The organism is Phenylobacterium sp., from assembly GCF_004297125.1.
Classification (GTDB): domain Bacteria; phylum Pseudomonadota; class Alphaproteobacteria; order Caulobacterales; family Caulobacteraceae; genus Phenylobacterium.
In genome coordinates, this window is the sequence record NZ_SCVD01000019.1 from 197,770 (window position 1) to 215,038 (window position 17,269).

Genomic DNA, 17,269 nt, shown 5'->3' on the forward strand with positions numbered 1-17,269 from the left:
CCGAACCGGGAATGGTCAGGCGGGATGACCCGAGCGCCTCATCCCGGCGCCAGGGCGTCCCCCCGAATGGATGCAGGACCCGGCCCGAAGCCTCGCCAGCCGGCTACCGAGCGATGGTCAGGGCGAGGGGCCGCCGCCGCAACGCTCCGCCCACGGCGCCCAGGCCCAGGATCATCAGCGCCCAGGTTGCGGGCTCGGGGACCGCCGTGCCGCTTTCCTCGGTGTAGAAGCCGACGGTGTGGTTGTCCGACTCGTAGCCGGCGTTGGCGAGCGTTTCCGAGAACGTGACCGTGTCGAAGACGCCGTTCGTGTCGAAGAAGTTCAGGAAGACGTAGGGCTGCGCGCCGTTCTGGCCGGCATAGGCCGGGGAGGGGTTGCCGAAGTAGGCGGAATTGCCCCCCACCAGCACCAGGAGGTCGCTGGCGGAGAAGGTGAAGAGGGCCGTCCCGGCCCGCGAGAAGGTCACGGTGTTGCCGCTGTCCAGCGCCGACAGCCAGAAGCCGAAGTAGTTGATGCCCGCCGGGTCCGTCGTGCTCAGGCTGAGGGAATAGCCGCTGAACGTGCTGGCGAAATTGCCCGCGCCGCCCGCGCCGCCATACGGGTCGGCGGCCGCCACATCGACGTTGGAATAGCTCCCGGTGACGATGCCGCCCGACCCGAAGTCGGTGGTGAAGCTCAGGCCCCCGCCCTGGCTGACGGTGTCGAACGTCTCCACGCCCTTCAGGCTGAAGACCGCGGTGGATTGCGTCACGCCCGGAGCTTCGAACGTCACGTGGAAGGTGTCTGCGTGGGCGGCGCCAGCCAGGCCGGCGGCCGCGGCGAACGGCAACAGGAATCTCATCATCTCATCGTCTCTCAGGTTGAAGGGTTGGGGCCGTCGGCGGGTCAGGCCGTCATCGCGGCGCGGCGGCGGCGCACGGCGGCGCCCGCAGCGCCGAGGCCCAGGATCATCAGGGCCCAGGTCGTGGGCTCGGGCGCGGGGGCCGCGACGGGGCCGGCGGTCAGCTTGGCGATGTCGCGGTCGTTGGCCGGATCGACGGCACCGTTCGAGCCGCTGGGAATCAGGCCGTAGTAGAAGCCGTTCGTGGCCAGGCCGACCTGGCCCTCCACGGCGCCCGGCGCGATCAGGGTGAAGCCATAGACGTGCTGCTCGGTGGGGTAGTTGCCGGTCCCGGACCGATCCAGCGGCATGGTGAAGACCACCGTGGAGCCGCCATCCAGGATCTCGCCGGTCCAGGCCAGTTGTTTGTCGTTGATGGCCTGAGCCGGGAAGTCGGTGCTGGTCGGGCCGCTGACGGCGGTGACGCCGGACAGCCCGGTCAGGGTGATCGTCGCGTGGACCCCGCTCTCGGTGAAGCCCATGTTGTCGTAGGGGTCGTAGACCAGCGTATAGGTCCAGGCGTCGCCCGCGTGGGACGCCAGGGTGAAGTCGACCGCCTGGGCCGGCGCGGCCAGGGCCGCGGAAACGCCGAGGCCGGCAAGAAGACGGATAAGCTTGTTCATAGACTTTGCACTCCCACACCACCCTCGGCGGGACGGGACGCCTGTCGCCGCCCGTCGCTCCCGTCGGAGGATCCTGCGGTCATCGTTTGTCGGGCGCGCCGGGGCGACAATCCCGCGTTCCGGGGGGTGTGCGGCTAGTGCATTGACGGAATTCGGAATTTTTGTTCCGTCAGACCGTGATCGGGATGGTCAAGACCAGTTTTGCGCCGTTTCCGGGCGCACTTTCGATCGTGAGGTCGCCACCCATCTGGGCCGCGCGGCGGCGCATGTTGGCCAGGCCGCGCCCCTCGCCGGGCGAGCCGGCGGCGGCGTCCGGCGCGAACCCCGCCCCGTCGTCCTCTAGGCGAATGCGGATCGCGCCGCCACCCGCCGCCTCGGCCGTCAGGTCGATCCGCGACGGGGCGGCGTGGCGCAGGCTGTTGGCGACGCCCTCCTGCAGCAGCCGGTACAGGCTGAGCAGGCGCCTCGCATCCAGGCTGGGCGCCGGCGCCGGCAGGGCGCAGCGGTAGTCGAAGGCGATGCCGGCGCGGGCGAGGCGGCCCGCCATCCGCTCGCGGAACATCGCCAGGGCCTCGTCGATGGGCTCGTTCCCCGTGTCGATGGCGCTGGCCATGTTGCGCAGGTCGTCCACCGCCGCCTGCAGGCCCTGCTCGATCTCCTGCGGGCCCAGACGCGCGCCGCGCACGTCCAGCAACAGGTGGGTCAGCACCCCGCCCACCCCATCGTGCATGTCGCGCAGCAGGCGCTGGCGCTCGGCGTCCACGGCGATCTGCCGCTCCTGGTGCCGCAGCAGTTGCGACGAGCGCAGCAGGCTTGCGTCCTGCTCCAGCACCTGGCGTTCCAGGTCGCTGCGCGCGCCCTCCGCCTCCTGGTTCAGGCGCCGGCCCTGCAGCGCGATCTCGAACAGGATGCCGAAGGTGGTCAGCGGCGGCGCCAGGACCGAGGCTTGCAGCACGAAGCGCGACGGCGGCGGGAACAGGAACAGGTCGAAGACGATCGAGGCCAGGCCCACCAGCAGCAGCGCCAGCACCCGGATCGCCGGGCCGGGCGCGTTGCGCGCCATCCGCAGCAGGGCCACAGCGCCATAGCCCGTCAGCAGGATCATGGCGGCCGCGTCGAGCCAGGCCGTCACCACGCTGAAGCGGCCGCCCGACAGGAGGGTCGTCACGAGGACGACGAAGGCGACCGCGAAGCAACCGCCGGCCGCCCAGGCCTCGCGTGGGCGCCAGCCGGCGAAGGCGTTCACCGAGACCGCCGCGGCGGCCAGCATCAGGTATTCGACGCCATAGCGCAGCAGCGGGAACCCGGCATAGGGCAGGGCGTCGGCCCCGAAGGTGGTGAGCCAGGCGTCCGCCCCGACCAGGATCATGAACACCCCGGTGGCCACCTGCAGCCGCGAGTTGCGGTTGACCGGCAGCAGGACCAGCAGCGCCGCGCCCAGGATCATCGCCTGAGCGACCGCCAGCCAGACCATGTCATAGCGCTGCAGCCGCTCCACGGCGGCGGCCTTGCGCATCTGCGCGATGGGGCCGGCATAGGGCGTCGGCTCGCCCGCGCACGGGGCGCCGAGGCAGGTCAGCAACCCGCCGCCATCCCCGACCCCCGCCTGCGCGCGCGACAGCAGGACGGCCTCGCCCGGCGACACGATCACCGGCTGCCATCCGGGAATGCGCAGGATCGCCGGCCCGGAGAGGTTCGCCACGAAGGCGCCGGCGCGACCGGGCTCCGGGGACAGCGCCGCCGCCGCCGCCGGCAAGCGCTGGTCCTCGCGCGCCCCGGCCTCCCGCAGGCCCAGCACGATCAGGCCGTACACGCTCCAGAACAGAAGCTGCGCGCCCAGGATGATGGCCAGCGCGCGGACCCATCCCGCCGGCCGGCCCGCAGCCGTCACAGGTGCAGCAGCCCGCTGCGGAACGCCTGCACCATCGCCTCGCCCCGATTGGTCACCCGCAGCTTGCGATAGATCGACTTCACGTGGTCGCCGATGGTGTGCGGCGAGATGCCGAACTCGGCCGCCGCCGCCTTGTTGCTGTAGCCGCGCGCCAGCAGTTGCAGCAGCTCGATCTCCCTGGGCGACAGCACGGCCTCGGCCTCGTCGGGCTTGGCCCGCCCCTCCTGCCGGCGCAGGTGGCGCAGCACATAGGCCGCGATGCTGGGCGACAGCGGCGCACCGCCGGTCAGCGCGTCGGCCGCCTGCTGGCCGATGTCCAGGCTGTCCACGTCCTTCAGCAGATAGCCGTCCGCCCCCGCCAGCACGGCCGCCAGAACCGTGTCCTGGTCGCCGAGCACCGACAGCACCAGGATCTTCGGCTGGCGTCCGCCGCGCGCGCGGATCTCCTCGATCAGCTCGATCCCGCTGCCGTCGGGCAACCCCAGGTCCAGGATGAAGATGTCGGCGTCCCGATGCGCCAGCGACCGCGCCTCGGCCAGGGTCGCGGCCGTGGCGACCAGCGCCAGCCCGTCGTGCGCCGCCACGCCACGGCCCACATGGGCCGCGACGATCGGATCGTCCTCGACGATGACGACGCCCGCCTTCACCGGCTCCCCCGCCGCTCAACCGCAGTCGCCGCGAAACACACGCCGATCCCCGACCGCCGACAAGCGATTTCGCGCGGGGCGCGATCCCGCGCCTAACCCTTCGGAAACGGCCGGCTGACGAACTTCGACCCCGCCTCGCCGAACCGCCAGGGGACGTCCGCGGCCTTGGTGATGCCGATGCGGGGGCCGGCGACGACGCCGGCGCGCGGGCCGGGGCGCAGGTCGAAGGGCGGCTGGTCCAGGGCCAGGCCGTTGTGCTCGCGGGTGACGGCCAGAGCCTGGCAGAGCTTGCCGGGGCCGGAGCAGAGCGCGCGGCTGTCCATCAGGCCGCGGCGCTCGGCCATGACCTCGAGGCCCGCGGTGGGCTCGATGGCCCGGATCAGCACGGCCCCGCCGGGCGCCTCGCGCCAGCAGACGAAGTTCATGCACCAGTGGATGCCGTACGAGCGGTAGACGTAGAGGTGGGCCGGCGGGCCGAACATCACCTCGTTGCGCGGCGTGGGCCCCGAGTAGCTGTGCGAGGCGGGGTCCTCGTGGTGATAGGCCTCGGTCTCGACGATCCGGCCCCCGACGCCGTGGAAGAACACCGACCAGCCGATCAGGTCGGCCGCCACCTCGGCGGGATGGCGGTCCCAGAAGCCTTGACGCCCGGGCTTCGAAAGTCCGGAATGCGCGGTAGAAAACGAGCTCATCTTGGGAGGATGCGCCATGGCTTACGTCGAAGGCCAGACGGTTCACGACGCGGACAGCCACGTCATGGAGCTGCCGGGCACGGTCAACCGTTACCTGGACCCGAAGTTCCGGGCGGCCTTCGCCGAGAAGACCGGCCGCAAGGACGTGCTGCCGGAATGGTTCGCCAAGGCGGCGGAGAAGGCCAAGGACCCGGAATTCCGGGCGGGCGCCGAGGCCAACATCCTGCTGCGCAAGAACTACGAGGCCCTGGGCGCCTTCGAGGCGGACGACCGGCCAAAGACCCTGGATTATCTCGGCTTCACCTCGCAGCTGGTGTTCACCACCGCCTGCCTGTCGAACTTCGGGCTGGAGCAGATGGGCGAGGTGGAACTGGCCCTTGAGGCGGCCCGCGCCCACAACCGGATGATGACCGAGTTCTGTTCGGTGGACCGGCGGCTGCTGGCCACCGGCTATGTGCCGTTGGTCGACCGGAAGCGGGCGCCGGAAATCGCCAGGGAGGCCCTGGCCCTGGGCGCCAAGGCGCTGGTGGTCCCGTCGCGGCATCCGCCGGGCTTCTCGCCCAGCCATCGCGAGCTGGATCCGCTGTGGGCGCTGGCGGAGGAGGCGGGCATTCCGATCCTCTTCCACGTCGGCGGCGAGGAGAAGATGCACAAGGACTACCTGGAGAACGGGCTGCCCTTCGTGAAGGACTTCCACGGCGGCGACGAGAACTTCACCTCGCTGACCTTCATGGCGATCCCGCTCAGCGTCTGGCAGACGCTGTCGGCCCTGGTGATCGACGGGGTCTTCGACCGCTTCCCGCGGCTGAAGTTCGGGGCGATCGAACTGGGGGCGTCGTGGCTGCCCAGCCTGATGAAGTTCCTGGACAGCGGCTGCGCGGCGTTCGGCCGGGAGGAGCGGCTGCAGAAGCTGTCCGACACGCCCAGCGCGATCCTGCGCCGGCAGCTCCGCGTCACGCCCTATCCGCACGAGGACGTGGCCTGGATCATGGAGAATTCCGGCCGCGAGATGGTGCTGTTCTCGTCGGACTTCCCGCACGTGGAGGGCGGGCGCAATCCGCTGAAGCGCTTCAACGACAACCTGGCCGGCGTGGACACGGCGGCGAAGCGCGCCTTCTACCGCGACAACTTCATCGACCTGATGGGGCGGGGCCTGGACCCGGCGCTGCACGACCTGCCGTCGCTCGCGGCGGCTTAGGCGACGCGCGAGATCTCGATCGGTCCGGCGTTGACCGCGCGGACCACGGCGCCCAGCAGGTCCTGGAGCTGGATCGGCTTGGCGGCGTGTTCGGTGAAGCCCTGGTCGAGGTAGCGCTGGCGGCCGCCCGAGGTGACGTCGGCGGTGAGCGCGATCACCGGGATGGCCTGGTTGGGTCCGGGCGCGGCGCGCAAAGCCTCCAGGACGTCGACGCCGGTCAGGCCGGGCATCTGGATGTCGGTGAGCAGCAGGTCGAAGGACTGGTCGCCCAGCGCCCGCAACGCCTCGGTCCCGCTGGAGGCCTTGGCGACCGTGTGGCCGAGGCTGGTCAGCAGCTGGTCCAGCACCAGCAGGTTCACGGCGTTGTCGTCGACGGCCAGGATGCGCAGGGCCTCGACGGCCATCGGCTGGGGCTCGTTGACGTCGGCCTCGACGGCGCCGATCGGGTCCTGGACCAGGTCCAGCGGGATTTCCACGTGGAAGGTCGACCCGCGGCCCAGCTCGCTTTCGACCCAGGCGCGGCCGCCCATCAGCTCGCTGAGCTGCTTGACGATGGACAGGCCCAGGCCGGTGCCGCCGAACCGGCGCGCCTCGGATTCGTCGGCCTGCGAGAAACGGTCGAACAGGTGCGGCAGATGCTGCGGCGCGATGCCGGGGCCGGTGTCGCGGACGGCGAGATGGAGCTGGATCCGGTCGTCGTCCCAGGAGGCCGCCTCCGCCAGGACGACGACCGAACCTTCATGGGTGAACTTCAGGGCGTTGCCGACGAGGTTGAACATCACCTGGCGCAGGCGCAGGGCGTCGACGAACACCGCGCGCGGCGTCTCCGGCGCCAGCCTGAGTTCCAGCGCCACGCCGCGCTCCTCGGCGCGGGGCGTCCAGAAGCTGACCAGCCGCCCCAGGAAATCGTGCAGGTCCTCGGCCGCGGTGACCATCTCCAGCTTGCCGGCGTCGATCTTCGAGACGTCGAGGATGTCGTTGAGGATCGACAGCAGGTATTCGCCGCTGTCGATGAGCACGTCCAGGCGGCCGGCCTGGAGGGGATTGGTCTCGTCGCGCTTCAGGAGCTGGGCCATGCCGAGGACGCCGTTCATCGGCGTGCGGATCTCGTGGCTCATGGTGGCGAGGAAGTTGGACTTGGCGCGGTTGGCCTGCCGGGCGGCCTCGCGGGCCTCGTCGGCGGCGGTGCGCTCTGCCACGGCCTGGTCGCGGGCGGCCGCCAGGTCCTCGACCAGGGCGACGTTGCCGAGGAAGGCGGTGTGCCAGGTGGAGATCGCCCGGTTCGTGCGCTCGGAGATCGTCGCCACCAGGACCGTCAGCACCACCAGGCCGAGCATCAGGGCGCCGCCGGCCAAGGGTTCGAACATCACCAGGATGAAGCCCGCGAACTGCAGCAGCGCGGGCCCGGCCAGCGCCCAGAACGTCGAGCGCGAAAGCGCCCCGGCGCCCATGGCGACGATCAGCAGGCTGACGAGCTGGATGCCGTAGTAGATGTGCTCGGGCGTGTTCCCGGTCGCCGCCATCGCCAGGGTGGGCGCGGTGTAGACGACCACGCGCGCGACGCAGAGGGCGGCGAGCTTGCGGAAGCCCCTGGCCTCGTCGGCGTCCTGGCTGACGTCGAGCCAGCGGCGCACCAGGACCTGCTGGAAGGTGTCGAACAGCGAGGCGCCGAGGAACATGCAGGCCGCGATCAGCGGGTGGCCCAGCATCCACATGCCGCCGGCGAAGACCGCGTTGAACGCGTAGTGGACGCCGACCGGCAGCCGCAGGCCGCCGACCGTCAGCTGATACGCGGTCAGCTTCGCATCCACGACCGCGGCGGCCGCGGGCATTTTCCTGGCCTTCGACCTGGCCCTGAACATACGCCTTCCCCTTTCGAGGGAAGGTAGGCGGCAAAGGTAAATCGTCGAAGAACGTGGTGTTCTCAACTGGAGGTGGCGTCCTTCGCCCAATTCGCGAATTCCGCGGCGCGGCTCGGCCCTTGCGCCGGGCGTCAGCTACGTCCGGGGCTAGCCCGCGAGGGCCGCGGCCGGGGTGGCTTCAAGGTCGTCGGCGCCGCCCTCGGCGATGGCGTCGGCCAGGCCGGAGGCCTGGGTCAGCACCTGGCTGGCGTAGAGGCGGGCCAGCGCGCCCTTGCCGACCAGCCACGGATCGTCCGAGCCCGCGGCGGCCAGCGCCTGGCGGCCCAGGATCCAGCCCCCCACCACGTCGCCGGCCAGCTTCAAGAAAGGCGTGGCGACGGTGAAGGCGTTGGGGTTGTCGCCGGCGAGGAGGGTGTCGGTGGCCCGCTCCAGCGCCGCGATCCCGGCGGCCAGCCGCCGGCCCACCGGGGCCAGGCCGGGAGACTCGGTCAGGATCTCGGCGGTGAGCGCCATCTCCCCGCAGAGCGCCTTCAGCGTCGCGCCGCCGTTCATGCGGACCTTGCGGCCGACGAGGTCGAGCGCCTGGATGGCGTTGGTGCCCTCGTAGATCGGGGCGATGCGGGCGTCGCGGTAGTGCTGGGCCGCGCCGGTCTCCTCGATGAAGCCCATGCCGCCGTGCAGCTGCACGCCCAGCGAGGCGACCTCGACGCCGATGTCGGTGGACCAGGCCTTGGCGATCGGCGTCAGCAGTTCCTGGCGGGCCTTGGCGGCGGCCCTCTCGTCCTCGCTCTCGGCCTTGTGGGCGAGGTCGGCCAGCACGCCGGTGGTCAGGCAGATCCCGCGGGCCGCCTCGATCTTGGCCTTCATCAGCATCAGCGTGCGGCGCACGTCGGGATGGCCGTAGATCGCGCCGTCGGCCTCCCAGGCGGTGCGGCCCTGCTTGCGCTCCTGGCTGAACGCCAACGCCTGCTGGAACGCCCGCTCGGCGATGCCCACGCCCTGGACGCCGACCTGCAGGCGCGCGGCGTTCATCATGACGAACATATGGGCCAGGCCCTGGCCCAGTTCGCCGACCAATTCGGCCTGGGCGCCCTCGTACAGCATCACGCAGGTGGGCGAGGCGTGGATGCCCAGCTTGTGTTCGATGGAGCCGGGGCGGAAGTCGTTGCGGCCGCCCAGCGAACCGTCGTCCTTCACCTCGTACTTGTTGGCCAGGAACAGGCTGATGCCCTTCACCCCGGGCGGCGCGTCGGGGGTGCGGGCCAGCACCAGGTGACAGATGTTGTCGGCGGCGTCGTGGTCGCCCCAGGTAATGAAGATCTTCTGGCCGGTGAGGCGATAGCCGCCCTGGCCGTCCGGATCGGCGCGGGTGGTCAGGGCGGCCAAGTCCGAGCCCGCCTGCGGCTCGGTCAGCACCATGGCGCCGGTCCATTCGCCCGAGACCATCTTGGGCAGGATCAGGCGCTTTTGCTTCTCGGTGCCGTGCAGGGCCAGCGCTTCGATCGCGCCCTGGGTCAGCATGGGGCAGAGGCCGAAGGCCATGTTGGCCGCATGGACCATCTCGAAGACGGCCAGCTCCATGGCCTTGGACAGGCCTTGGCCGCCGTGGTCGGGATCGGCCGAGAGCGAGTTCCAGCCCTGTTCGACGAAGTGCCGGTAAGCGTCGGCGAAGCCGGGGGCGGCGGTGACCTTGCCGTTCTCGTAGCGTGCGCCCTCCAAGTCGCCCTTGCGGTTCAGCGGGGCCAGCTCGTTGTCGGCGAAAGACGCGGCGGCCTCCAGCACGGCCTGGACCGTGTCGTCGTCCAGGTCGGGATAGGCCCGCGCCAGCAGTTCGGGATGGCCGACCGTCTTCAGGGCGAAGGCCAGGTCTCGGACGGGAGCGCGGAAGGTCATGCGGGCCTCTCGGAAAGCTGCGGGGGGTTCTAGAGCCCCGCCCGCCGGTCGGCGAACATTTTTGTGTCCCGCACGCGCCGGCAGCGTCGCTGGGCGGCACGGAAGGGGGAATGGCCGCCGAAATTCCGCCGCCGTTCAGGTATGATTGCGCCGGAGGGAGTTCTCGAATGCCGCGATACGCCGCGACCGCGCTGGCCATCAGCCTCCTGGCCTCGGGCGCGGCGGCCGCCGACCCGACCAGCCGGGATCCGGCCCGAGTCCCCGCCGGCAGCTACGACCTGGATCCTCGGCACGCCGCCCTGCTGGTCAAGGTTCCGCACATGGGCGGCTTCTCGCGCTACACCATGCGCTTCCGGGTCCTGAGCGGCGCCTTCGCCTACGATCCGGCCAACTGGCAGGCGACCAAGGTGACGATCGCGGTCGATCCCAAGTCGATCGACACCGAGGACAATGTGTTCAACAAGACCGTCGCCGGTTATTTCGAACCCGAGAAGTACCCCGTGATCAGCTTCGCCTCGACCGGCCTGACGACGACCGAGGAGGGCAAGGGCCAGCTCAATGGCGACCTGACGCTGCACGGCGTCACGAAGCCGATCGTGCTGGACGTCGAATTCAACGGCGTCGGGCCGGGCCTGCTGGGGGCCGGCACGCGGATGGGCTTCTCGGGCACGGGCCGGATCAAGCGGTCCGAGTTCGGCGTGACAGGAGGGCGGCCCTTCGCGGGCGATACGGTGGACCTCGCGTTCGAGGTCGAGTTCGTGAAGAAGTAGGCGTGGCGGACATCACACGGACTCCCCGGTACGCGGCGGTCGCGATCGCGCTGCACTGGACCATCGCGGCCCTCATCGTGGCGCAGGTGGTGCTGGCCGGGCGGATGGAGGCCCGCACGCCCGAGGCGTTCGCGGTGTTCCAGCTACACAAGTCGGTGGGGATAACCATCCTGCTGCTCAGCCTGGCGCGGCTGGCGTGGCGGCTGATCTATCGCCCGCCGGAGCCCACGAACCTGGCGCCGTGGGAGCGGCGGCTGTCGGCGGCCGTCCACTGGGGCTTCTACGCGGTGATGATCCTGATGCCCCTCAGCGGCTGGGTCATGGTCTCGACCAGCCGCATCGCCTTCCCCACCGTGCTGTTCGGGGCGATCCCCTGGCCGCACCTTCCAGGCCTGCCCGAACTGGCGCCCGCGGCGAAGGCGGCCTGGAACGAGACGGCGGAAAACGCGCACCAGCTGACCATCAAGGGCGCCTACGTCCTCTTCGGCCTCCACGTCGCGGGCGCGCTGAAGCACCAGTGGCTGGACGGCGACTCGCCGGTGCTGGCGCGAATGGCGCCGGGGGCGCGGCCGGGGCGGCGGCTGGAGCCGCGGCTCCTTGTCGTGGCCGCTGGCCTCGTCGCCGTCGTGGCCTTCGCCCAGTTCTACCAGCCGCCCGGTCCGGCCATGCGCGCGCCCGCTCCTGCGCCGGCGCCGGTGATCGCCGAGATCCCCGCGCCTCCGCCGCCGTCGGCGCCGCCCGCCGTCGCCACGCCGGCGCCCACCGGCCCGGTGCGCTGGGCGGTTCAGCCCGGCTCGACGCTCGGCTTCGCCACCAACTGGAGCGGTCAGCCGGTCGAGGGGCGGTTCACACGCTGGACGGCGGACATCCTGTTCAGCCCGGACGCCCTCGAAGGCTCTCGGATCCGGGTCGCCATCGACGTGGCCTCAGGCGACACGGGCGATCAACAGCGCGACGCCAGCCTGGACACCTCCGATTGGCTGGACGCCACGGCCCACCCCAAGGCCGAGTTCACCGCCAGCCGGTTCGAGCGGACGGGCGAGGGCCGCTACGTCGCCCACGGGCGGCTGACCCTGCGCGGGATCAGCCGGCCGCTGGACCTGCCGTTCCGGCTCAAGATCGACGGCGACAGGGCCGAGGTCAGCGGTGTAACCAGCCTCGACCGGACCGCGTTCGGCGTTGGGCAGGGCGAGTGGACGAACACCGAGCAGATTCCGGCCAAGGTGACGGTGAGCGTGACCCTCAAGGCGCGGCGGTCGTAGCCGCGGCCGAGGCGCTGGCCGCCGGCGGCCTCGTGATCATGCCCACCGAGACGGTCTATGGCCTGGCGGCGGACGCCGGGAACGCGCGCGCCGTCGCGGCGGTCTACGAGGCCAAGGGCCGGCCCAGCTTCAACCCCCTGATCGCCCACGCCGCGGACGTCGCGATGGCGCGCCGGATCGCCCGCTTCGACGCGCGGGCCGAGGCGCTGGCGGCGCGGTTCTGGCCGGGGCCGCTGACCTTGGTGCTGCCGGTGGCGGGGGGCGAGGCGGTCTGCGACCTGGCGCGCGCCGGCCTGGACACGGTGGCGGTGCGGGTTCCGGGCCATCCCCTGGCGCACGCCCTGATCGCGCGCTTCGGCGGGCCGGTGGTGGCGCCGTCGGCCAACCGCTCCGGCCGGCCCAGCCCCACGACTTTCGCCGACGCCATGGAGGAGACCGGCCCGGCGGCGGCCGCGGCGCTGGACGGCGGCGCCTGCGAGGTCGGGCTGGAATCCACGGTGGTGGCGCTGCTGGACGCGGCGCGCCTGCTGCGGCCGGGGGCGGTGACCCGCGCCGAGATCGAGGCCGTGGTCGGACCGCTGGCGGAGGCGGAGGATGACGCGAAGCGGTCGCCAGGGCGGCTGGCCCGCCACTACGCGCCCAACGCGCCGGTGCGGCTGGACGTCACCGAGCCTGATGCCGGCGAGGCCTGGCTGTCGTTCGGTGCGGCCGGGCGAGGCCCCTGGAACCTCAGCCCGGCGGGCGACCTGCGCGAGGCGGCGGCGAACCTGTTCGCCTACCTGCGGGCCGCGGACCGGACCGCGCCGGCCGGCATCGCGGTGGCCCCGATCCCGCACGAGGGCCTGGGCGAGGCGATCAACGACCGCCTTAAGCGCGCGGCGGGGTTTGTCGGCTAGGCGGATCCGCTTCGCGCGCCCCGTGTGCTCCCGATCGAAGCAGACGTTAGAAGAAGCGACCGTCCTGCACGTAGATGGCGTCCACAATGGCGAAGACGCGCGGTGCCAAAGGAGTGCCGACGACGTCGGCTCGTGCGAGCGCAGTTCGCGCCAGTTCGCCTTTCGCTGCCTGCCTGTCGGCAGCGTCGATTACCATCAGGGCCGGGGCGCCGTCCGGCTGTTGTCGGTGAAGAAGCGATACGAGCACTCGGTCATCGGCGGTCGCCCCTTCCCCCCAACGCCCAATGACCAAGTCGAGGTTCGCCCCCGGTTCACTTAGATGTCCAACTGTCCAATGCATCCAGTATGCGGCGCTCGCGGTCTCGCCTTCATAGGCGACCCCCCAAACGGACCGGCTCTCATTGCCGCAGCAGTCGCAATGGCCACTGCTTTCGCCCAGGGTCTCGACTACGAAAGCGGGGGGTTCGGCACGCTGGACCATGGTCGCCAGCATAGCGGCCGGAGGACCGCCTTCCACCCCATCTCCGACGGGTGGAGGGTCCGCTCCCGCCCTCAGCGCGTCAGAGGGCCGATCGGATGTCGGTCAGCGCGAAGTCGTGGCCCTTGTAGAGAAGCGGGGCGTCGAGTTCCTTCGCGAGGGCGTAGGCGAAGCAGTCGCCGAGGTTCAGACGCGCCGGATGGCGGCCTTTGCCGTAGCGCAGGAAGGCTTCAGCCGCCCCGCGGCGCATATCGGGGCCCTCGAACACCTCGACGCCCTGGCGCACGAGCCAGCCGTCGAGGTCCTCGACGCCGGAGACGACGCCGTAGCGATTGAGGACGATCATCGTCTCCACGTAGTTGATCGCGCTGAGCCAGCTGCCGTCCGACAGCGCGAGAGCGCGTTGGTAGGCGAGCATGTCGGGCTCGGTCAGGCCGATCGCCACCAACGCCGACGCGTCGACTACGATCATTCGTCCTCAGCCATCCCGGGGACCTCGTTGATTTCGTCCCATTCGGCCTTGGTTACGGCCGGGAAGGGGCCACGGACACCAGCCTTTGCGTGCAGGTCCTCGGTCGCGGCGACGATCTCCTGGAGCGTCGGACGTCGCCGCTCCTGGCGCGCCGCCTGAAGCTCGCGGTCCAGGGCTTCATCGAGCGCACGCGTAATGGTCTGCCGCTTCAAGGCGGCCAGCTCGCGCGCCTTGCGTTCGACCTCGGGGTTCTTGATCAGGATGGCCACGGCAGGCTCCAGTATATATCGGAGTATATACTGGCGAACGCCCGGCCGGAAGCGTAGGTTTCGCCCATGACCGCCCCCGTTCCCGCCGATGTGATCTCGCGCCTGAAGGCCGTGCTGGGCCCCGGCGGCTGGAGCGAGGATCCGGAACGGATCGCGCCGAAGCTGGTGGAATGGCGGGACCGCTGGGTGGGCCAGACCTCGTTCCTGGCGCTGCCGAAGACCACCGACCAAGTGGCGGCCGTGGTCGGCGTCTGTTTCGAGGCCGGCCAACCCATCACCGTGCAGGGCGGTAACACCGGCCTGGTCGGCGGCCAGATCCCGCAGGGCGAGATCCTGCTGTCCACCGAGCGCATGAAGGGCATCCGCGAGGTCGACGCCTTCGACGACGCGCTCACCGCCGAGGCCGGCGTGACCCTGGCCGAAGTGCATGCGGCGGCGGCCGAGGTGCGGCGGCGGTTCCCGCTGGGCCTGGCGTCCGAGGGTTCAGCGACGGTCGGCGGGGTGGTCTCCACCAACGCCGGCGGGACCCAGGTGCTGCGCTACGGCATGACCCGCAACCTGGTGCTGGGCCTGGAGGCGGTGCTGCCGACCGGCGAGGTGTGGAACGGGCTGAAGCGGCTGCGCAAGGACAACACGGGCTACGACCTCAAGCAGCTGCTGATCGGGGCCGAGGGCACGCTGGGCGTGGTGACGGCGGCGGCCCTGAAACTCTATCCCGTGATGGCGTCGCGGGCCGTGGCGATGATCGGCCTGGGCAGTCCCGAGGACGCCATCCGCCTGCTGGTCCGCGCCAAGGACGAGACCGGCGGCGCCGTCGAGGCCTTCGAGCTGATGGGGCGGCTGGGCGTCGACTTCGCGCTGCGCAACATCGCCGGCACGCGCGATCCGCTGGCGGAGCCGCACCCCTGGTACGTGCTGGCCGAGTTCTCGTCCGGCGAGCCCGGGTCGGCCGACGCGGCCATGGAGCGGTTCCTGGCCGAGGGGCTGGAGGCGGGGCTGATCCGCGACGCGGTGGTGGCCCAGACCGAGACCCAGGCCAAGGCGCTGTGGGCGATCCGCGAGAACCAGTCGCCGGCCCAGAAGCCCGAGGGCGCGACCTGGAAGCACGACATCGCCGTGCCGGTGAGCCAGGTGGCGGCGTTCCTGGCGAGGGCGACCGCCGCCATGCAGGCCTTCAGCCCGGGCGCGCGCATCGCGGCCTTCGGCCACGTGGGCGACGGCAACATCCACTACGACGTGCTGCGGCCGGACGGCGGTTCGGACGCCGAGCATTCCGCGCGGCGGGACGCGGGCTCGCGCATCGTCCACGACATCGTGGCCGCCATGGGCGGGTCGATCAGCGCCGAGCATGGCCTGGGGGCGATGAAGACCGCCGAGGGCGCCCGCTACAAGAGCGAGGTCGAGCTTGCGGCCCAGCGGGCCATCCGCCAGGCCCTGGACCCCAAGCGCATCCTCAATCCGCGGGTGCTGTTCTAGAGCGCTATTCGCTCCGATTGAATCGGAGCTGCGCTCCAGGTCTTTGCTTTGTCGCGCCTTCTGGCGGCGAACCGGTATCCACTTCGCCGGAAAGCGCTCTAGGCGTCGAGGACCTGCCGCACCTTCAGGGCGATCTGCTCGATGGTGAAGGGCTTGGCGACGAAGGCGACGCCGGCGTCCAGCATGCCGTTGTGGACGATGGCGTTGCGCGTATAGCCGGTGGTGTAGAGCACCTTCAGGTCGGGCCAGGTTTCGCGCGCCTTGTCGGCCAGGCGTCGTCCGTCCAGGCCGGGCATCACCACGTCGGTGAACAGCAGGTCGACCCGCGGCTGCAGGGCCAGGGCCGTGAGCGCCTGGTCGGCGTCCGCCGCCTGGACCACGGTGTAGCCCAGCTCCCGCAACGCATCGACGCTGAGGTGGCGCACGCGGTCGTCGTCCTCGACCACCAGGACGATCTCGTCGGCGCTGCCGTGGGGCAACTCGTCCAGCGGCCGGACCGTCGTCTCGCCCGCGTCGATCTCGCCGGTGTTGCGCGGCAGGTAGATCTTGATCGTCGTGCCGACACCGGCCTCGGAATAGATCTTCACGTGGCCATGGCTCTGCTTGACGAAGCCGTGCACCTGGCTGAGCCCCAGGCCGGTGCCCCGGCCAACGCCCTTGGTGGTGTAGAAGGGCTCGAAGGCGCGTTCGACCACCTCGGGGGGCATGCCGGTCCCGGTGTCGCTGACCGAGATCATCACGTACTGGCCGGGCTCCACCTCGGCGTGGCTCGCGGCGTAGGCGTCGTCCAGATGGGCGTTGGTGGTCTCGATGGTCAGCTTGCCGCCGTCGGGCATGGCGTCGCGGGCGTTGACGCACAGGTTGACGATGGCGTTCTCCAGCTGGGCCGGGTCGGCGTGGGTCCGCCACAGGCCGCCCGCCAGGACCGTCTCGACGCGCAGGTTCTCGCCGATGGTCCGACGCAGCAGTTCGGACATGCCGCCCACCAGCTTGTTGATGTCGAGCACCCGCGGCTCCAGCGGCTGCAGCCGGGAGAAGGCCAGCAGGCGGGCGGTGAGCTGGGCGGCGCGGCTGGCGCCTTCCAGGGCGCTGTCGATGCAGGCCTCGGCGCGGGCGACGTCGGTCTTCAGGCGGCGCTTGGCCAGGTCCAGCGAACCGATGACGATGGCCAGCATGTTGTTGAAGTCGTGGGCGATGCCGCCGGTGAGCTGGCCGATCGCCTGCATCTTCTGGAACTGCCGCACCTGGGCCTCGGCGGCCTCGCGGCTCTCGGCCTCGGCCTTGAGGCTGGCGTTGGCCGTCGCGAGCGAGTCGGCCGCCTCCAGCGCCTGCCGCAGGCGCCGCCGGCCGTCGGCGACGGCGAAGGCGCCCAGCACCAGGGCCGCGATCCCGATGACCGCGAGCGTGATCCGCAGCTGAACGCCCGCGGCCTCGACCTCCTCCGCGCGGATCGCCAGGAGGCGACTCTCCTCGGCCCGCATGGCGATCATGACCGCGCGCAACTCGTCCATGACCCGGCGGCCTTCGTTCAAGCGATCGCCCATCGCATCCGGACGGGCGCCGCGGCGATAACTGGCGAGGTTCTCGCGAAGGAAGGTCAGGCGCTCGATCGCCAACCCGCGGAACCTGGCCGCTTTCGCGACCTGGCGCGGGTTGTCCGCCACCAGGCGCTGGAGTTCCGCCAGATCGCGTTCGAGGCGCGCGCCGGCGATGTCGTACGGCTTCAGGAATTCCGGACGACCGGTCAGGAGGTAACCTCGCTGGCCGGTTTCCGCGTCCTGGATAAGCGAGGTCAGGTCGGCGAGGTGGCTCTCCACCTGGAGCGTATGGCGCACCGACCGGCTGGCCTCTTCCTGCCGCGCGCTGAGCCAGATGGTGCCCAGGATCGCGACCACGAGCGCGCCGAATCCGAACAGCAGCGCGACCAGCGCCTTGTCATTGTGAACACGCCCCATTCCGA

General features: G+C 70.9%; 16 protein-coding genes. 5 read left to right on the forward strand and 11 right to left on the reverse strand.

What is annotated here, in order from left to right:
- Nucleotides 1-103: 103 nt before the first annotated feature.
- The 5 genes from EPO51_RS09265 to EPO51_RS09285 all read right to left on the reverse strand — a co-directional run bounded on the left by EPO51_RS09265 (nt 104) and on the right by EPO51_RS09285 (nt 4,733).
- Complete coding sequence (locus tag EPO51_RS09265; protein WP_293349140.1) at nt 104-844, reverse strand: Npun_F0296 family exosortase-dependent surface protein; 741 nt, start codon at nt 842-844, stop codon at nt 104-106.
- 41 nt (nt 845-885) lie between these two features.
- Complete coding sequence (locus EPO51_RS09270) at nt 886-1,503, reverse strand: PEPxxWA-CTERM sorting domain-containing protein (RefSeq protein WP_293349142.1); 618 nt, start codon at nt 1,501-1,503, stop codon at nt 886-888.
- 169 nt (nt 1,504-1,672) lie between these two features.
- On the reverse strand, nt 1,673-3,394 hold the full coding sequence (locus EPO51_RS09275) for a sensor histidine kinase (protein WP_293349144.1): 1,722 nt from the start codon (nt 3,392-3,394) through the stop codon (nt 1,673-1,675).
- Nucleotides 3,391-4,041: a response regulator gene (locus tag EPO51_RS09280; protein WP_293349146.1), complete on the reverse strand. Its 651-nt coding sequence runs from the start codon at nt 4,039-4,041 to the stop codon at nt 3,391-3,393. The genes EPO51_RS09275 and EPO51_RS09280 overlap by 4 nt, the downstream gene beginning before the upstream one ends.
- Before the next feature lie 92 nt (nt 4,042-4,133).
- A complete protein-coding gene (locus EPO51_RS09285; protein WP_293349148.1) occupies nt 4,134-4,733 on the reverse strand; it encodes a DNA-3-methyladenine glycosylase in 600 nt (199 codons plus the stop codon).
- Nucleotides 4,734-4,749: 16 nt separating this feature from the next.
- Between EPO51_RS09285 and EPO51_RS09290 the strand changes: the two genes are divergently transcribed.
- Nucleotides 4,750-5,931, forward strand: coding sequence for an amidohydrolase family protein (locus tag EPO51_RS09290; protein WP_293349150.1), 1,182 nt, complete (start codon nt 4,750-4,752; stop codon nt 5,929-5,931).
- Here EPO51_RS09290 and EPO51_RS09295 read toward each other — a convergent pair.
- Both EPO51_RS09295 and EPO51_RS09300 read right to left on the reverse strand, forming a co-directional pair.
- On the reverse strand, nt 5,928-7,763 hold the full coding sequence (locus EPO51_RS09295; protein ID WP_293349152.1) for an ATP-binding protein: 1,836 nt from the start codon (nt 7,761-7,763) through the stop codon (nt 5,928-5,930). The genes EPO51_RS09290 and EPO51_RS09295 overlap by 4 nt on opposite strands.
- Nucleotides 7,764-7,940: 177 nt before the next feature.
- Complete coding sequence (locus EPO51_RS09300; RefSeq protein WP_293349155.1) at nt 7,941-9,686, reverse strand: acyl-CoA dehydrogenase; 1,746 nt, start codon at nt 9,684-9,686, stop codon at nt 7,941-7,943.
- 167 nt (nt 9,687-9,853) lie between these two features.
- On the opposite strand from EPO51_RS09300, the gene EPO51_RS09305 reads away from it, so the two are divergent.
- Genes EPO51_RS09305 through EPO51_RS09315 form a run of 3 tightly spaced genes read left to right on the forward strand, consistent with a single transcriptional unit; the run spans nt 9,854 to nt 12,614 of the window.
- Nucleotides 9,854-10,456, forward strand: a complete 603-nt coding sequence (locus EPO51_RS09305; protein ID WP_293349157.1) for a YceI family protein — start codon at nt 9,854-9,856, stop codon at nt 10,454-10,456.
- Nucleotides 10,457-10,458: 2 nt separating this feature from the next.
- Complete coding sequence (locus EPO51_RS09310) at nt 10,459-11,718, forward strand: YceI family protein (RefSeq protein ID WP_293349159.1); 1,260 nt, start codon at nt 10,459-10,461, stop codon at nt 11,716-11,718.
- Nucleotides 11,719-11,732: 14 nt separating this feature from the next.
- Nucleotides 11,733-12,614 (forward strand): L-threonylcarbamoyladenylate synthase, encoded by an 882-nt coding sequence (locus tag EPO51_RS09315; RefSeq protein ID WP_293349964.1) that lies wholly within the window; start codon nt 11,733-11,735, stop codon nt 12,612-12,614.
- Nucleotides 12,615-12,660: 46 nt separating this feature from the next.
- Here the strand turns inward: EPO51_RS09315 and EPO51_RS09320 are convergent, their stop codons facing one another.
- The 3 genes from EPO51_RS09320 to EPO51_RS09330 all read right to left on the reverse strand — a co-directional run bounded on the left by EPO51_RS09320 (nt 12,661) and on the right by EPO51_RS09330 (nt 13,833).
- Nucleotides 12,661-13,107, reverse strand: coding sequence for a hypothetical protein (locus EPO51_RS09320; protein WP_293349161.1), 447 nt, complete (start codon nt 13,105-13,107; stop codon nt 12,661-12,663).
- A gap of 67 nt (nt 13,108-13,174) precedes the next feature.
- Nucleotides 13,175-13,564, reverse strand: coding sequence for a type II toxin-antitoxin system VapC family toxin (locus tag EPO51_RS09325; protein ID WP_293349163.1), 390 nt, complete (start codon nt 13,562-13,564; stop codon nt 13,175-13,177).
- On the reverse strand, nt 13,561-13,833 hold the full coding sequence (locus EPO51_RS09330) for a type II toxin-antitoxin system VapB family antitoxin (protein ID WP_293349165.1): 273 nt from the start codon (nt 13,831-13,833) through the stop codon (nt 13,561-13,563). The genes EPO51_RS09325 and EPO51_RS09330 overlap by 4 nt, the downstream gene beginning before the upstream one ends.
- 66 nt (nt 13,834-13,899) lie before the next feature.
- On the opposite strand from EPO51_RS09330, the gene EPO51_RS09335 reads away from it, so the two are divergent.
- On the forward strand, nt 13,900-15,309 hold the full coding sequence (locus tag EPO51_RS09335; RefSeq protein ID WP_293349167.1) for an FAD-binding oxidoreductase: 1,410 nt from the start codon (nt 13,900-13,902) through the stop codon (nt 15,307-15,309).
- Between the two features lie 98 nt (nt 15,310-15,407).
- Here the strand turns inward: EPO51_RS09335 and EPO51_RS09340 are convergent, their stop codons facing one another.
- Nucleotides 15,408-17,264 (reverse strand): CHASE3 domain-containing protein, encoded by a 1,857-nt coding sequence (locus tag EPO51_RS09340; protein ID WP_293349170.1) that lies wholly within the window; start codon nt 17,262-17,264, stop codon nt 15,408-15,410.
- Between the last annotated feature and the right edge of the window lie 5 nt (nt 17,265-17,269).

What these genes read in the sequence shown, in the direction of transcription:
- EPO51_RS09290 (WP_293349150.1), top strand. Translation starts at nt 4,750, where the DNA reads ATGGCTTACGTCGAAGGCCAGACGGTTCACGACGCGGACAGCCACGTC.
- EPO51_RS09270 (WP_293349142.1), bottom strand. Translation starts at nt 1,503, where the DNA reads ATGAACAAGCTTATCCGTCTTCTTGCCGGCCTCGGCGTTTCCGCGGCC.
- EPO51_RS09265 (WP_293349140.1), bottom strand. Translation starts at nt 844, where the DNA reads ATGATGAGATTCCTGTTGCCGTTCGCCGCGGCCGCCGGCCTGGCTGGC.
- EPO51_RS09300 (WP_293349155.1), bottom strand. Translation starts at nt 9,686, where the DNA reads ATGACCTTCCGCGCTCCCGTCCGAGACCTGGCCTTCGCCCTGAAGACG.
- EPO51_RS09295 (WP_293349152.1), bottom strand. Translation starts at nt 7,763, where the DNA reads ATGCCCGCGGCCGCCGCGGTCGTGGATGCGAAGCTGACCGCGTATCAG.
- EPO51_RS09320 (WP_293349161.1), bottom strand. Translation starts at nt 13,107, where the DNA reads ATGCTGGCGACCATGGTCCAGCGTGCCGAACCCCCCGCTTTCGTAGTC.
- EPO51_RS09325 (WP_293349163.1), bottom strand. Translation starts at nt 13,564, where the DNA reads ATGATCGTAGTCGACGCGTCGGCGTTGGTGGCGATCGGCCTGACCGAG.
- EPO51_RS09340 (WP_293349170.1), bottom strand. Translation starts at nt 17,264, where the DNA reads ATGGGGCGTGTTCACAATGACAAGGCGCTGGTCGCGCTGCTGTTCGGA.
- EPO51_RS09335 (WP_293349167.1), top strand. Translation starts at nt 13,900, where the DNA reads ATGACCGCCCCCGTTCCCGCCGATGTGATCTCGCGCCTGAAGGCCGTG.
- EPO51_RS09285 (WP_293349148.1), bottom strand. Translation starts at nt 4,733, where the DNA reads ATGAGCTCGTTTTCTACCGCGCATTCCGGACTTTCGAAGCCCGGGCGT.
- EPO51_RS09305 (WP_293349157.1), top strand. Translation starts at nt 9,854, where the DNA reads ATGCCGCGATACGCCGCGACCGCGCTGGCCATCAGCCTCCTGGCCTCG.